This is a genomic window from Bradyrhizobium sp. 138 (assembly GCF_023074075.1).
Taxonomy (GTDB): domain Bacteria; phylum Pseudomonadota; class Alphaproteobacteria; order Rhizobiales; family Xanthobacteraceae; genus Bradyrhizobium.
In genome coordinates, this window is the sequence record NZ_JADPKT010000010.1 from 41,817 (window position 1) to 58,085 (window position 16,269).

The window sequence follows — 16,269 nt, forward strand, 5'->3', positions numbered from 1 at the left end:
GTAATGCTCCACGTTCCTAATCGACAAGTTCCCCCGCAGGCGAACCTTCTGACAGTCGATTCGCTCTGTGTCTCATTCGGGCGGGATCTTCCTGAGGGAACAGCCGTGCGCGGCGTCTCATTCTCTCTCCAGGCTGGGCGCTGCCTGGCCATTGTCGGAGGGTCCGGCTCCGGCAAGAGCGTGACTTCGCGCGCCATTGTCGGTCTTGCCGGCCGCCGGGCTCATGTCCATGCGCGTCAACTGACCTTCGCCGGAACCGATCTCACAGCTCTCGATGATCGCAGCTGGCGGCGCGTCCGCGGCAAGGAGATCGGCTTCGTTCTGCAGGATGCACTCGTCGCGCTCGACCCGCTACGCCCGGTGGGCAAGGAGATTGGCGAAGCACTGCGTCTCCACCGTGCGGTTGCATCAAGCGAGGAGCTCGAACGGCGCGTCGTCGCACTCCTTGAGCTCGTCGGGGTGCCTGAAGCAGCGGTCAAAGCCCGGCAGCTGCCGCATCAACTATCCGGTGGCCAGCGCCAACGGGCGCTCATCGCTGCCGCTCTGGCCCTCGATCCACGCATCCTGATCGCGGACGAGCCGACCACGGCTCTCGACGTCACCGTGCAGGCGCAGGTGCTGGGATTGCTGGAAGAGGCCAAGTTGCGGGGCAAGGCGCTTCTCCTGATCAGCCATGATCTGGCGGTTGTCTCCCGGATAGCTGACGAGGTCTTGGTCATGCATGAAGGCAAGGTCGTCGAGCACGGATCGGCAGACCAGGTCTTCCAAGACCCTCAGCACACCTATACCCGCCAGCTTTTGGATGCGGTGCCCTCTGCGCGCCTGCGCGGCTCTCGCCCCTCGCGATTGCCCGCTGCTCGGGCGTGGAAGCCGCCGTTACGGTCTCAGGAGCAATCACCATCGACATTCCCTTCGGTCGTGCTCAGCGCGGCAAATCTTGTGAAGCGATTCAAAGGACCAGATGGCGTGCTGCGCACGGCCGTCGATGGTATCTCCTTTGAGCTGCGATCCGGCGAGACTCTGGGTGTCGTCGGGGAGTCCGGATCTGGCAAGTCAACGATGGCACGATTGGCGCTGGCGCTTGACCTGCCCGATGAAGGCGCCGTTCTGTTTCAAGGTCGGGCCTGGACCACGCTCACCGAACGCGACCGCAGGGCGCGGCGCCGGGCCATCTCGGTCATTTACCAGGATCCTCTCAGCTCCTTTGATCCGCGCTGGTCTGTGGGACACATCATTTCCGATAGCCTCGCAAGTGACGTGGAGAGCAGAGACGAGCGCTATGAGCGCGTTGTCGAGCTTCTTGATCTGGTCGGACTATCCCCAGCCCTGCTGGATCGCCGGCCGCTCGAACTCTCGGGCGGTCAGCGCCAGCGCGTTGCGATCGCCCGCGCGATCGCTCCAAGGCCCGCTGTGATCGTCTGTGATGAACCGGTCTCGGCTCTCGATGTCTTGATTCAGGCGCAAGTGCTGGACCTGCTGACCGATCTCAAGGCGCATCTCAACATGAGCTACATCTTCATTTCGCATGATCTCGGTGTAATCCGCCAGCTCAGCGACCGCGTCATGGTCATGCGCCAAGGGCGCGTCGTCGAGACCGGCACCAGGGACGAGATATTCCTCAATCCGCGCACCGACTATACGCAACGCTTGCTCGCAGCAGTCCCAAGCCTTGTGCGCGGCGGGGCGGCCAATCGTTCATTCAGCCGCGTCTAAGAAGACGCCGGCATAGATGGGCTCGTTTCAATGCTCTGTGATGAACGCCGTTTCGACGATCGGGCCAAGGCCTTTGGCGATTGAAGGCTCGAAGGCGCGTCCTCTAGGCGGCACAGGCGATGCGGGCAAGCTTGTTGGCGAGTGCGATCGCTAGCGCCCCCAAAGGTCACGAGCGCCGGGCGCGGAAGTGCCTCATCCCCTTCTTCGGCAAGAAGGGCCTCTCAGAAATTACTGGCGTGAACGAGTACCGCATGCATCGGATTGCAGATGCCAAAGAGAGGTGGGGAAAAGCGCGACCTTCCTAGCTCGTCCTCAATGTCTTCCCATATGCTGTTGTAGTCAGTCTATTCGTGCGTTGGTGAGCGGGAGGTTGTCACATCCGCATCCGCCTGTTGGGATTCCTGCGGTGCAAGTTGCCGAGCATCTAAGCGCTTTGGGCTCGTCCATGATGCGACTGTGGGATTTGCGACTATGCTGTCGGGCCCAGGACACGTGCGCTTGAGCAAATAGCCTTTACAAGTCAAGCTCTCGTAGTTGGCACGAGCCTTGAAAAGGAGCTGTCATTCAGCATCGCATGCTCGAGGAATTGCAGTGATGGCTCACAAGATGAAGGCCTCTCAGTTCACCTATGCCGCGCACGGTTCCGTCACCGTGATCGACCAAACCAATATCGCGGTTCGCGCCGGCACCGATCGCCCGATGCCGATGACCGACCGTTCGGCGTGCCAGCCACCTGATGCGTCTTCTTTGCGCTTAACACGCGCCAAAAAGTCGATGCGATTGCGGAGGCACTGATCAAGTTGCTCATCAGCGGGCGAGCAGCCGTCAGACCCTAAGCCCAACGGCAAGTCTAAGCCGACGCGCGCCTCGTCTGTGAGGCGCAGCTGCCCAGGCGGGCCGCCTGTTTCCGCATCGGTAGGCCATCACGAATTCAGGGCGGGAAAGAGCATCCCTCTCGGCGGAACAACTCGTTTGCGGACGAGGCAGCTCGAGCAGCAATCCATGAACAAAATAGTCGAAAGAAAACCAGGATCAGCTTTGCGATACGCAATGACGAGACGAGCGGCTGGCCAACACCTCACTGTCGAGCTCAGCGAAATTGTGAAGCTCGCGTGGCCGATGGTGTTGACCCAGCTTGCGCAGGTCGCGATGATGACGACAGATCTTGCCTTTATCGGGCGCATCGGGCCTGAGGCACTCGCCGCGGCCGCCCTGGCCGTCACGCTCTATCTCGTCAGCTTCACCTTTGGCGCGGGCCTGCTCGCGCCGATCGCACCTTTGGCGGCGCAGGCCTATGGCGCCGGAAATCATGCTATGGTACAGCGCGCACTGCGCACTGCGCACTGCGCACGGGGCTGTGGGCGGCGCTGATGCTATCGTTCCCGATCATCGCGTTTGCGTTTGGCGGAGAGCAAATGTTACTCGGTTTCGGTCAGGCGCCAGACGCGGCGCGGCTCGCCCAGCAATATCTGTTCGGACTGGCCTTGGGCGTGGTGCCGGCGCTATGGCTTCAGGTCATCCGTAATTTCATGAGTGCGGTCAATCGGCCGGAGCCGATCTTGTGGATCACACTGGCGGCTATCCCCCTCAACGCCCTGCTCGTGTATCTTCTGGTCTATGGCAAGCTCGGGCTGCCGCGGCTTGAGCTGTTCGGGGCCGCGCTTGCGAGCACGTTGGTGAACTGTGCGATGTTCCTGGCCGGTTTCTGGTTTGCCACGATGCGTCGTCCTTTCCGTGACTACCACGTGCTTGCAGATCTCTGGCAACTCGATTGGCCCTTCTTGCGGCAGCTGATCGTGATCGGAACTCCGATTTCGCTTGCCTCCCTGATGCAGTACGGAGTTTTGTCGGCTGCCGCACTCCTGGCCGGCCTAATCAGCACCAGTGCACTCGCTGCTCATCAGATCGCGCTTCAGATCACCGTGATTACATCCATGATCGCTTTCGGCATCAGCATGGCGGTGGCCGTGCGCGTTGGCCATGCGGTCGGCCGCAACGACGGTTCCGGCATCCAGCGGGCAGGCCTGGTCGCGATACTGCTCGGTACCCTCATCGCTGCCCTGCTGACCGTTGCGGTGATCGTCGCGCGTTTTGAGATCGCCGAGCTGTTTGTGGACAAATCGGCCGGAGATGCCGACGCAACGATCGGACTGACTGCAGAGCTCCTTATCGTCGCAGCGAGCCTTTTTGTCACTGATGCAGCGCAGAGCATTGCGGCTGGCGGTCTGAAGGACACCCGGGTGCCGCTTCTGTTCGTCGGCATTGCCTATTGGCTGATCGGCTTCTCACTTGGCTACGTGCTTGGTTTGAAGATCGGGCTTGGTGCAATCGGTATCTGGATTGGCTTGTCAATCGGGACAACCATCTACGCGGGGCTCCTTGTCCTGCGGTTCCATCTGCTGGCGAGCAGGCGTGCTCTCAGAGCCGTCACTTGATGGCGTGAATCACGGTTATTGGCGAGTGATAATCTTAGGACTGCGAGGCTACTTACTAAGTGTGCGCTCCGCCTTCATACCGAGGCAAGCCGCTTGGTTCGGAAGAAGATGCTGAACCGCGTAGTCACCAGGAGTTGCGGGCCTTTCTAAGGCACATCGAAACGAATGTGCCGGCCAACTTGGCCCCCATCTGGGCAGCACTCCACTGAAGCATCCAAGGTCAGGACCTGGCTCGCCCGATGTCCGCGCTGGCACGTTCACTTCACACCACCCATGCCTCCTGCCTCGATCAGGTCGAACGCTTCTTCACGCTCATCAACTAACGCGCCCATCCGGCACGGCCGACGTCGTAAGAAAAAGCGGCAGCTTTCTCCGCGCTTGCGATTTCACGCCCCTTCATGTGGACCGCTTAGTCCCAACTCCACCCTCTAGTACCTCGCGCGACTTTGTCGGCGAACTTCCGGGACGTAACTGCGTCGCCGGGATGAAAACTGAGGAACGGAAGGCGGGCGGCGATTTGCGGCTCAATGGTCCGACACCTGGAGAATGCGCGTACGTGCATCGAAGGCAACTATTACTCGATCGTCATAGAGAGCGACATTGGCTTTGCGGTCGAAGGCATAGAGAACAAGCGGGACTTGCCGTCTCGAGCGTTGCCAACCATTGTCCGGTTTGTGACGGAGACGCGAGTGCTGTCAGTTACGAAATTCTGGCGGCGTCCGCCGCGCCGTTTCTGGACACGCATTCAACGTCAATTCAGGATAGGTGAGGGCTGGCACAGACATTGCTATTGAAGTGCGTCGTAAAGGCCGAATGCAAGAATAACGACCGCATGAAATTGTGGAGGTACCCCAAGTTGCGGCTTCTTCGGTCTGCTGTCGACACACTGATAAGTATCCGAATGGGGAAGTCGTGGGGAGATCAACTCCGTCTGCCACAACTTGCTTAGGCTTACGTGCGTGTCGGCTCGTGATGGCACAATTCCAAAGGGCCGGTCAGGCAATTTACATCCTGATGAGTGATGATGCTGGGCGCAAAAGGATTCCCAAGTGCGCTATGAGGCGCAAACCTCGGCTACCTGAAACCGGCAGGCCATGCAGAATAACGCCCGCAAATGAGGCTGAAAGTGCGCTCATCATCGAGAATGGAAGATGTCGACAGTGACGCAGGCCATCGATACCAATAGCCAGTTCAGCGTGCATGAGGAGCTGGGTATCCGTCCACCGACGATAGGACAATCCTCGGCAGATGGTGACTTTGTTCGCTACTGGAGCCGAAACAGTGATCGCGCGTCCGCGTTGGCCGCAGTCGGAAAGCGAACCGAGGAAGCTATCAAGAAGACCGGCACCGGCCTGCAGCTATCCTCCGAGAACTTTAACGGTCACGATCTATCCGAATTTCGGTTGCGGCGATGCATCCTCAATCGTGCGCAACTTCACGGAGCGAAGCTGGATGGAGCCGACCTGTCCGAGGCCAACCTTATCTGCCCAGGATTAGAGCGAGCAAGTTTCCGCGGAGCCAAGCTCGATTTTGCGTATATGCATGCGATCTCCGCTCAGGTCTGCAATTTCGATGATGCAAGTCTGCGCAATCTCATCGATGCAACAGGTAGCCTATTCCACGGATGCAGCATGAGGAGAACGCGTTTCGACAATGCAGTCCTAAGTGGCGTCCTGTTTTATCAGTGTGACGCAAGCCAGGCTGTCTTTGATGGCGCCGAACTGCAAGGATCGACGTTCAATGAATGCTACCTGCCTCGCTCGTCCTTCCATTTTGCCAAGTTGAGCCAGGTTACAATGACCAAGGCGCATCTCACCGGCAGCTCGCTTCTGCAGTCGAGGGGGGAGTGTCTATCGGTCCTGCGGCCCACTTCGGTCGATGGTCTCGTTCTAGAGAACGCTCATCTTCCCTATTTCAGGCTTTCAAAGGCGAGCGGTCTCATCCTAGCCAAAGGACTGAGCGCCCCCTTTTCGGATTTCAGCCTCTCAAATCTTGCGAGGGCGGAGTTTGAGCAGGCAGACCTGTCTGAGGCGCGACTTCTGTCTGTAAATCTAGCCAAGGCCAACCTCGTCGGCGCGGTGTTGAACGGAGTATCTATTCGCTTTTGCCAGCTCGATGGGGCTGATCTATCTCGCGCATCAGGAGAAACTATATCAATCACCGAGAGCACGATGCGCTATGCCCAATTGAGCGGCTTTCGTGCGCGCTGTGCGTTCATACGCGACTGCGATATCGATGATGCAGACTTTTCGCAGGCGTATCTCTATCGATCAATGATTACAGGTGATCCTCCGCAATCTATGGCCTTGAATCGCGCCAATTTCGAAGGAGCAAACCTTGTTCAGTCATATATTGCAGCAGGAATGACCGGCAGCAATCTGGAGGCCGCCCGTACCGCATATATTCGAATGAATCAGTCGTCCCTCCGCAAGGCCAACTTGAGTGGAGTTACGCCGTTCCAGGCAAGCTTTGTAAAAACTGATTTTTCGGATGCAGAGATAACGACTTTTGAACCGCCGTTCTTTGCCGACAGATGTCCTGGGCTCCAGGCCGCTTTAGAGGGCGTGGAAGATCAAAAATACAAACCCTCAGAGTATCTGGCTGACTTCTCATCGCTGGTGAGGCGCGGTCGAGAGGGATCGAGCTGATCTGAGCGCAAAATGCGCCTGGCGATTTAGACCAGCTGTCATCGCGGAAGAGAATGGAGGAGCACGATGCATCCGCGCCGTGATGGGACTCCAGGCTCTTGCGCGGTCGCGCGTGGCCAGTGTGAGGGCAGCTCTCACCACGCGTCCTGTCTGATCGAGCAGCCGAGCTGCTGGGCAATCAACAAGACGGAGCCGGATACATGCATCTAGCGTCGCTTTCAGCTGGCAAGGCGTTCATTACTGACATGGCAAGACGAGGTCGAACGATCGGCACAGTACACACGTTAGGTGCGTTGCATCAGGGGCACGCGGAATTGATCAGAAGGGCCGCAGTCGAGAACGATGTGGCCATTGTCACGGTCTATCCGAACAAGATTCAGCTCAGCCCAGGTCCCGAATACGAGTTCGACTTGGAGGATGACATTGCGCTTGCGCTAGGAGCGGGTGCTTCTGCCGTGATTTCGACGACGGACGCGGAGATATTCCCGCCAGGATATCGAACGTTTGTGTCTCAAGGGGATTATCCGCTGCGTGCGAACGGGCCTCATGGGCTCCTCATGGAAGGTATCACCGGATGCATCCGCTGGATCTGTTTCGCTCGCCCATCTCGCAGTTATTTCGGCTTGAAGGATATTGGACAGGCCCTTCTCGTGAAGCGAGCGGTCGCAGACCTGCTTCTTGATTGCGACATACGCTTTGTGCCAACAGTACGATACAAGAACGGAGTGCCTATTTCGTCACGTTTGCGACACTTCAATCGTTCCGAGCTGGACGAGCTTTCGTCTCTCTTCCTGGCGCTGGACCACTTGAGAAAAGAGGCGGCGCGGGGAGTGTCTTGCGCCCAAGACCTGATAGCGTCGGCAAGACCGCTGATCAAATTCCGACAGTTTGAATTGGAATCCCTTCGCATTGTTGGCGCGGACAGCTTTGAAGATCAGAAGCAGATCGAGCTTCCCTTTATAATCAGTGGAGTCGCCCTTGGTCGCAGCCTCAGAGTGCCTGACAACATCTTTGTACCGGATCAAGATACACTTTTGCATGGTCCTGCAGATATATGGATCGATTTGCCCAAGAAGTCGGAGTCGGGCGACCATGCACAGGCGCAGGCTTGAAGAGATCAGCGGCAGTTCGCGCAATTGGTCACTCAACCGTCTAGGCGGCTCGAAATCTCATCTTCAACCTGCGCCCTGTCTCTGGCGAGTTGCTCTCGCTCCCGCCGAAACTCTCGCTTTGCGCGAGACCTGCAATCCATAATTGCCAATTGTTCCTCGAAACGCTCACCAGTCTCCGGGAGGAGAGGAGCAGCGAGCGGACTCTGTGAGCTGAACGGCGCCTGCCTGCAAGGTATCCGCCCGGTGAGGGCCGCCTTGCCGAATGAGGCGTATTGTTGAGAACTGTCCTTATGGACAGTGATAGGCGCAGTGCCCAAGTCGAACGGCTTGAGGTGGTGGACACGGGCCGGCGGCGACGCTGGTCCGAGGATGAGAAGCTCAAGATTGTCCTGGAGAGCTTACAGGCGCCGCGCCAGGTCGCAGCAACCGCGCGGCGGTACGGCGTTTCGCGCTCATTGCTGCTGCGATGGCGACGGTCGTTTCGGCCTGAGCCGAAGGATGCCGCCCATCAACCTGGCTTCGTACCGGCGGTGGTGGTCGCGGAATCAGGGCCGATGCCTTGTCCAGTCGCGCCGTCAAGCAGCGGCGGGTCGATCGAGATCGAGTTTGCGGCCGGGGCTCGGACGCGGATCACGGGCACGGTTGATGCGGCGACGCTGAAGGCCGCGGTGGCGGCACTGGCAGATGGACGGCCGCGGTGATCCCCATTGCGTCGGGCGTGCGGGTGTGGATTGCGACCGGCCACACCGATATGCGTCGCGGCATGAACTCGCTGGCCTTGCTGGTGCAGGAAGCGTTCACGCGAGACCCGCACGGCGGCGATCTCTATGTGTTCCGAGGCAAAAGCGGCAAGCTGATCAAGATCCTTTGGCACGATGGACTGGGCATGTCGCTTTATGCCAAGCGGCTGGAGCGTGGCCGCTTCCTGTGGCCGTCGTCGGCTGATGGCGTGGTGACAATCACCCCAGCCCAGCTTGGATACCTGCTGGAGGGCATCGACTGGCGGATGCCGCAACGTACCTGGCGACCGCAGGCGGCCGGCTGATCGCTGGGATTTGAATCGGTGGCACGATCAGCGGTTCGGACAGAGACCGCGTCTTGTGATTCTCTGGTCGGCGATGGGCGCTGATGATTCTCTTCCCGACGATGTGACCACGCTGCAGGCGATGCTGCGCGCCGAGCGAGCGGCCCGTTTGGCCGCGGAAGCCGAGGCCCAGGCGGGGGCCTTGCTGATCGAGAAGCTCAAGCTCACGATCAAGAAGCTCCGGCACGAGCAGTTCGGGCAGTCCTCCGAGCGAGGCGCATTGCTGGACCAGCTCGAGCTACAGCTCGCGGACCTGGAGGAGAACGCGGCGCAAGCTGAGACCGCGGCGCAGATGGCAGCGGAGAAGATAGCGGTGCCATCGTTCGAGCGCCGCAAGCCAGCCCGTCGGCCGCTGCCGGAGCATTTGCCGCGGGAGCGCATCGTCTATCCGGTGCCGGCCACCTGCCCATGCTGCGGCGACAGCCGATTGCGCAAGATTGGCGAGGACGTAACCGAGACGCTGGAGCTCGTTCCGCGCCAGTGGAAGGTGATCCAGCACGTGCGCGAGAAGCTCGTCTGCCGGGCCTGCGAAGCGATCACCCAACCGCCGGCCCCCTCGCATCCGATTGCGCGCGGGCGTGCAGGGTCCAAGCTGCTGGCCCATGTCCTGTTCGCCAAGTACGGCCTGCACCTGCCGCTTCATCGTCAGAGCGATGTCTACCAGCGTGAAGGCATCGACCTCGACGTATCGACGCTCGCGGACTGGGTAGGTGCCGCAGCGGCAATCCTGATGCCTCTGGTCGATGCGATCCGGAGCCACGTCTTCGCAGCCGAGCGCATCCACGCGGATGACACCACGGTGCCGGTCCTGGCCAAGGGCAAGACCCGGACCGGCCGGCTCTGGACCTATGTCCGCGACGACCGTCCGTTTGCCGGCCCAGATCCGCCGGCGGCCGTGTTCTTCTACTCGCCCGATCGTGGCGGTGCGCATCCGGAGCAGCATCTGGCGGGCTATGCCGGACTGATGCAGGCCGACGCCTACGCTGGCTTTGGCAGGCTCTACGAGGCCAATCGCAAGGGCGGCCCGATCATCGAGGCCGCCTGCTGGGCGCACGGCAGGCGCAAGTTCTTTGATCTCGCGCGGCTCAGCAAGGCGCCGATCGCGGCCGAGGCGGTCAAGCGCGTCGATGTTCTGTTCGCCATCGAGCGCGAGATCAACGGTCTTACTGCGCAGGAGCGTTTGCGTGTGCGCCAGGAGCGTAGCCGCCCCCTGATCGTCGAGCTGGAGGCGTGGTTGCGCGAGCAGCGCGCCAAGCTCTCCAGGAACAACGACACGACCAAGGCGATCAATTACTGCCTCAGCCGCTGGGATGCGTTTAGCCGCTTCGTTGATGACGGACGGCTTTGCATGTCGAACAATGCCGCCGAGCGGGAGCTTCGGGCTGTCGCCGTGGGCAGAAGAAATTGGACCTTCGCCGGGTCCGATGAGGGCGGACGGCGCGCGGCTACCATCTACAGCCTCATCGCCACCGCCAAGCTCAATGACATCGACCCGCAGGCTTGGCTCGCCGACGTGCTGGCGCGCCTACCGGATCATCCCGCCAAGCGCATCCACGAACTCATGCCCTGGAATTGGCGACCTCAGAACGTCGCTCAGGCCGCATAAGCGCGGTCAGCCATCCGTTCAAGATGACCTAACCAGGGGCCGTCACCGGACGCGTACCCTGCAAGTTGGTTGCGCACGATGATCCCATTGGTCTCGTTGGCCGCAGGCCCGATTGGCGGACTACGTTGACGTTCATCGTGCTGTTCGCGTACTTCGACTAACACTGCACGGCGACCTCGTGACCGAGTAGGTCGTTGACCTATACAGATTGGGGAATTGTAGCTTGGGCAGAGTGTCCCAATTGGAATTTCCTCCAGTGAAATTGAGCTAGTTTTGGTTGTTTCCGCGTCGATAGGTGCGGGCTCTGCCGGGGTTATGCTGCCATGCGGAGTGGCAGCGGGGTGAAGCAGGCTTGATCCTGCGCGCTGCCGCCATGACCCGAATGGGGAGGCTCCCTGTCATAGAAGGCAGACATAGGCCGGTCGGGCTCCGCGCCTGGCTGGCCGCTGTCATAGCGGGCACATCTCCTCGTTGACGCTCCTCCAGAGCCGTTCGACAAACACGTTGTTTCGCCATGCGCTGTTCCGTCCATGCTGATCGCGATGGCGTTGTCGCCGGGCAGGCCGGTAATAGCATGTCCAGTGAACTGAGAGCCCTGAGCCGCGTTGAAGATGTCCGGCTTGCCGGGACGAGCCAAGGCATACGCCAGCGTTCGACGCAGAAGGCTGGTCCATGGTGATCGACAGTCGGCACGACAGACCGCGACGTGCTGCGCAGTCCGACACCACAGCGAGATAGACGAGGCCAATCGCCCCAGGATGTAGGTGATTTCCATCGCCCAGACCTGGTTCGTTGCGTAATCTCCATGACGCGCAGCAGATATGGACGGATCTTGTGGCTGGGCTCGGGTCTGGTGGTGCGCGGAAGGCGATAGAGCGGCTATCCCCATCCGCCGCATCGCCGTCTTCACATGCCGGCGGCCGATCTTGCCCCTAGCCAGCAGGCCTCTCAGCATTCGCGAACCGGCGAGGGAAACTCGCAGATGCAACCGGTCGAGACGCCGCATGAAGGCGAGATCGGCGTGCGGCACCCGTCGCGGAAGGGACCGGAGAACTCCGACCCATCCTCACCCGCCGATACATTGTTTCTGAGCTGTCGTTGATCCCTATGGTCGAATTGCTCGAGTGCTCTCCAGCAGCGTTGAGCTTCATTTAAGCGAGCACTGGCGTGCCTACCGGTCGCCTCGGCTCGGAACATGCCGATCTCACTGTGGGGAGCACCCGTGCCTATAAGAATCGGTGAGTTGAGTCGGCTGTAGCCTCAGGTTGTACAACACGAGGCCGGCCTAACGCGGAGCATAGGCAATGAAACAGCTCTGGGCTGCTTGGACTGAGTGAGATTGCACTCGCGAGCTCAATCCGGCGCTACGATTGCACCATAGAGGCCATCGATCGAGAGCCGATAGGGCATCGGGATTGCGCGCACCCTCGTCAGCCTTCAACACTCCTGCACCATTGCCGATGGTCCCTTGAAGGAGGGAATTAAAGGACTGTTGGTGAGCGAGTGGGACAGCGAGAAAGGGAGGTACTTGGCTTCTCTCGGCGTTCACCGCACGTTCGATGGATTTGCGGTCAGTCAGCTCTTGGAGGGATTCGGCTCCTCGGTCATGGAGGACAACAGGGCTGTTGGCATCCCAGCTTCCGGTACGATGTTGTTTAAGTTCGCATCCGGATCGTTGGCGGCTCTCTCAGGAAGGACCGTAAAATTCACGACCAAACCCGTCAGTTCTCGTCAATTCCAGATGGAATTCACAGATTGGCCTGAAGCCGCTCAACCGAAATGACTCCCGTCGCGATAACTGCCATCTCGTTTCCGAAGGTCGGGTCGAGCTGTGAAGTCGCGATGTTTCGATTCCTGGCTCCGCGACCAAATAGGGTGGTGAAGTGGAGCTGGCGTCGTGGCGCGCATTGGCGAACGTAAAAAGCATTCTGTGAGATACAAGCAAGTCCGGAATAGAACGCCAATGGAAGCCGAGACTTGGTGTGCGTTGCGTGCACGGGGCACTCCGCCGAGGCATTGTCGTCCGCGGCTGGCGGTGCGGGCCGTCTCGGCTTTTCCGAGAAGAGGCTTGTCACGGCGCTCAACGTATCGGACATTTGTGCGAGCGATGCTCGCCAAGTCGCGACTTAATTCAATCCTCTAGATTGGCAGCGATGTTGATATCCAAGCTATTGACACAAGTCCCAGTTCACGTTGAAGCGTTCTCCTGAAACGGAATCCCGTAAAACGAGTGATATAGCCCGTTGTTAAACCGCAGCGGGAATTGATATCGCGGATGATATTGATCTCTGGTTTCGGGACTGCGCGCGTGCTCCGTATGTGACAGGCGGATGAAACCGTCGCGCAAATTTACTAAATCCAATGCGACGAAGCAAATATATGTCTGACGTGTAACTTGTATATTCAAATCGCAATTACTTATGGTAGAACATCCCGCGTAGTCGGGCTGATTGATGAGACCGCGAGTTATCCGTTCGTCCTCATAAGCTCGAATGTACCTGTTGCGGACGTGTGAGGAGTTGCCTTCCCAAAATTATCTTTAAGCTTGGCTCCCGGACAGAGCGAACATTTCTCATCGGCGAAAAGAATGCTGGTTTCGTTTCATGGACTGGACATCTGTTGACCGTATGATTGCGATGTAAGAGCGAGGTAATCGATCATGTTGCACGTCCATCCCGGCACCGCTGCCCGTCGACTGGTCCTCTGGTCAGAGCCGATGCAAGAGTCGGAGCTGTGCGCAACGGAGCAGGTCACACGATGGTCGTGGTCTGTAGCCCAAGATTCCATCGCAGCCTTTTGTGCCGACTGCTGCAGCACATTGCGAGCGAGTAGGGTGCGTCACCAGGCCGACTTGTTCTGTAGTCGGTCCCTCGAACGAGTGATCACGCAGTTTTGTTCGCGCGTCACGATAGCGAGAGAATAAGCATGAGCAACATGACAGATAACATTATCCCGCGAGCGGATATCGTCAAATCCACGGCCCGACTCGGTGCTGAGATCAAGAACATCAGACTATCAGATGAATTATCAGACGAGATGGTCCGGGCTATTAGCCAGTTGCTCCTTGAGCACAAGGTCATCTTCTTCCGTGATCAGGGACATCTCGATGATTTCGAACAGCATCGCTTTGCCCTCAGGCTTGGTTCGCTGGTAACGCCTATGGATATGAAGCCCGATCGTCGCAGCGGCCATGCTGACCAGGTGCACACGAACGTCAGTTTCGGTGACGAATCTCCGAAGATCTCAGTGCTGCGCGGCGTCGTGATCCCGCCTGATGACCGCGAGACAGTTTGGTCAAGCACTGCGGCCGCGTATCTTGATCTTCCGGAGCCGCTCCGGATGCTGGCCGACAATCTCTGGGCAGTGCACTACAGCACCTATGATTGCACCTTGACCAGGCATCCGGCCGAGATGGATGCAAAGCAATTTGGTGATGTCTTCACCGGAACCATCTGCGAGGACGCGCGTCCGGTTGTTCGCGTCCATCCCGAGACGGGCGAGCGCTTGCTCGTGCTCGGAGAGTCCGTGAGGAACTTCGTCGGCCTGGAAAGATATGCGAGCCAGAAGCTGTTTGACCGCCTTCAATCTTACCTCGCCTTGCCTGAGAATAGCGTAAGATGGAGCTGGAAACCAGGCGACGTTGTAATCTGGGATAACCGCGCGACCCAGCGCTGCGCCATCGGAAAATCCAGTGACCGAGATGGAGTCGAGAGGCGTAGCGCTATCGATGGCGATGTACCGGTCAGTATCGCTGGTCCTCGTAGCGTGGCGCGCTCCAAGCCAAAGCTGCAGACTGCCAAGGCTGCCTAGTGTGGCCACTGATCTGATCTATCGCCATCGAAGGAAGTGATCTGAATTGAGCGTCATCAAGGCTCTCCTGCGCGCAATGAGGCTGAGTAGCTGATGCGCACGCCTTCGTCTGTTGGTTCCCGATGTAAACGGGCACTACCCCACTGAAGCCCGAATGGATTCGCATCAAGGCACACGCATCAAATTGTTGGTACCCCTCATGTTCGACTCCGAAACCACCGCTCTCTTGCGTGCAGTTCTGAATGAAGTTTGCAGAGAACTCCCGGCTGGTGAGACTGGCACCCGAACGCACGTAGCTTCGAGAATGCTTGAAGCTGCGTCACGAGGAGAGACGTCCATTGAGGTCCTCAAGCAAATCGGCCAGACGGCGTTGACCAGCGCTCCAACCATGTGGTCTCAGAAGGGCTCCCACCTTGTTAATCCGCCAGCCGTGGTCGGGGTGGCGAGCTCCCAGGAAACCAACATGGATTGACGGGCCTAATCCATAAGGCCACCGCGGGGCTGATCCGCCGCGACGATTGGCCCGAGATCGGGCAATTGGCTGCCTGCGAGCGACTAGGGGCTACCGCATCAGATGGCTGAATTGAACCTCTTCTTTGTCGTTCGTTAAGAAGCTAGTTCAACTCGGTGAATGATTGGTGGCCGCTATGGCTTGCGGTCAAGACGACGCATCCAATAACCCTCAGCCAGGCGAAGATGCTATGAAAAGCTCATCGCCGTCACTGCTCAAGATGGACGCGATATCAAGGAGGTAACCTGCCGAGCGCACGGTCTGGATGATATTGGGCTCACCCTGGCTGCTGAGTGCCTTGCGCAAATGTACGATATGAGCATCGACAGTCCGGAGGGGCAACGGCGGTGCCCTTCCAGACGGCCGCGACGAGCTGGTCACGTGAAACGATTTGCCCAGAATCACGAGGCAAATGACACAGCAGCCTGAACTGGGTAGGTGATGTGTGCACGCGCCGGACGCCCGCGACAACCCCTTCGCGTTCTAAGACAAACGACAATCAATTTCTGCAAAGCGCAACTCGCCGGCCCATTCGGCTTGCCATATGCGATCGAATGTCAGTCAGGGGCGCAGGCACCCTTAGCGGCCTTTGAAGAATTGTAACGGCTTCCGGGATATATCATGCGACGCCAACGTTCGCTGTCTGCGCTCAGAATGAGACTCGAGCGCCGGGGTTTGTGATAAGCTGATCAACGGCCTGCTTGGTCGGCTGCTTGTCGGCGAGCATGTCTGTGTCGAGGTGAGACGGTCGTTGTTCTTACCGGCCAGCACCGCACCGATGCGGACGTCGACGGTCGCAACGGTCAGACGCCCCTCGTTTTCAAGTATTTATGAAATGAGCGATGCAATCGTCTCGCCGATAATGATCACGATAATCCGTCGCGAAGCCTTGTTCGTGCTTCGTCTGTCGGCGAGAGAGCTTTCTGCTGGATTTGAAGTCGCGTATTGGTTCGAGGTTGTTCCCGCGGATTGTTATTTAAGGATCGTGGCCGGGGTGGATTCGTCCAATCGCAATGAGCGTTCAAGGCGGGAACCGAACCTAAGCACTTCGAGGGATTCGTATCAGCTACCAGAATTGATCGCTGTGGCCCTGCTTGACTCAAGGCTCTGCCGGGTTCGATAGGAATGTAAGGTTCTGGCCTTGGAGATCCCGGTAGCTGCCCTTAGCGGCAGGTACCGTCGAGGGAAGACATGCCAATCATGCTTCGCGAAAAAACAAGCTTCTGCGTCGATCGCTTTCGGAGGCCAACCGTAACCGGCACGAGGCCCCCACCTCGCGGTCGTGAGCTTGGTCTGCGATACAGCCTGGCATGAGCTGATCGTTGGGAGTGAATCGATGGCAGATGCCAT

General features: G+C 58.9%; 10 protein-coding genes and 1 pseudogene. 10 read left to right on the top strand and 1 reads right to left on the bottom strand.

Going from position 1 to position 16,269, the window contains the following annotated elements; genetic code table 11:
• Positions 1–3 precede the first annotated feature (3 nt).
• The 9 genes from IVA79_RS07670 (at position 4) to IVA79_RS07705 (ending at position 10,598) form a co-directional block, all read left to right on the top strand.
• The gene (locus IVA79_RS07670) at positions 4–1,713 is read left to right on the top strand and encodes an ABC transporter ATP-binding protein (protein ID WP_247551510.1); all 1,710 of its coding nucleotides are present in this window, start codon (positions 4–6) and stop codon (positions 1,711–1,713) included.
• Between the two features lie 594 nt (positions 1,714–2,307).
• Positions 2,308–2,508, top strand: a complete 201-nt coding sequence (locus IVA79_RS07675; protein WP_247551512.1) for a hypothetical protein — start codon at positions 2,308–2,310, stop codon at positions 2,506–2,508.
• 207 nt (positions 2,509–2,715) lie between these two features.
• Complete coding sequence (locus tag IVA79_RS36905; protein WP_346658155.1) at positions 2,716–3,084, top strand: MATE family efflux transporter; 369 nt, start codon at positions 2,716–2,718, stop codon at positions 3,082–3,084.
• Positions 3,084–4,148, top strand: a complete 1,065-nt coding sequence (locus tag IVA79_RS07680; RefSeq protein ID WP_346658156.1) for an MATE family efflux transporter — start codon at positions 3,084–3,086, stop codon at positions 4,146–4,148. Before IVA79_RS36905 ends, IVA79_RS07680 begins: the two co-directional genes overlap by 1 nt.
• A gap of 1,151 nt (positions 4,149–5,299) precedes the next feature.
• On the top strand, positions 5,300–6,796 hold the full coding sequence (locus IVA79_RS07685) for a pentapeptide repeat-containing protein (RefSeq protein ID WP_247551515.1): 1,497 nt from the start codon (positions 5,300–5,302) through the stop codon (positions 6,794–6,796).
• 200 nt (positions 6,797–6,996) lie between these two features.
• Positions 6,997–7,908, top strand: a complete 912-nt coding sequence (locus IVA79_RS07690; RefSeq protein WP_247551517.1) for a pantoate--beta-alanine ligase — start codon at positions 6,997–6,999, stop codon at positions 7,906–7,908.
• Positions 7,909–8,198: 290 nt separating this feature from the next.
• Positions 8,199–8,609 (top strand): transposase, encoded by a 411-nt coding sequence (locus tag IVA79_RS07695; protein WP_247551525.1) that lies wholly within the window; start codon positions 8,199–8,201, stop codon positions 8,607–8,609.
• Positions 8,606–8,953, top strand: a complete 348-nt coding sequence (tnpB, locus tag IVA79_RS07700) for an IS66 family insertion sequence element accessory protein TnpB (RefSeq protein WP_247551519.1) — start codon at positions 8,606–8,608, stop codon at positions 8,951–8,953. Before IVA79_RS07695 ends, tnpB begins: the two co-directional genes overlap by 4 nt.
• A 73-nt stretch (positions 8,954–9,026) precedes the next feature.
• Complete coding sequence (locus IVA79_RS07705) at positions 9,027–10,598, top strand: IS66 family transposase (protein WP_247551527.1); 1,572 nt, start codon at positions 9,027–9,029, stop codon at positions 10,596–10,598.
• A 313-nt stretch (positions 10,599–10,911) separates the two neighbouring features.
• On the opposite strand, the pseudogene IVA79_RS07710 reads toward IVA79_RS07705, so the two are convergent.
• Positions 10,912–11,640 (bottom strand): annotated as a pseudogene (locus tag IVA79_RS07710) (DDE-type integrase/transposase/recombinase); the annotation flags it as partial.
• 1,883 nt (positions 11,641–13,523) lie between these two features.
• Between IVA79_RS07710 and IVA79_RS07715 the strand changes: the two are divergent.
• On the top strand, positions 13,524–14,408 hold the full coding sequence (locus tag IVA79_RS07715) for a TauD/TfdA family dioxygenase (RefSeq protein ID WP_247551521.1): 885 nt from the start codon (positions 13,524–13,526) through the stop codon (positions 14,406–14,408).
• Positions 14,409–16,269 lie beyond the last annotated feature (1,861 nt).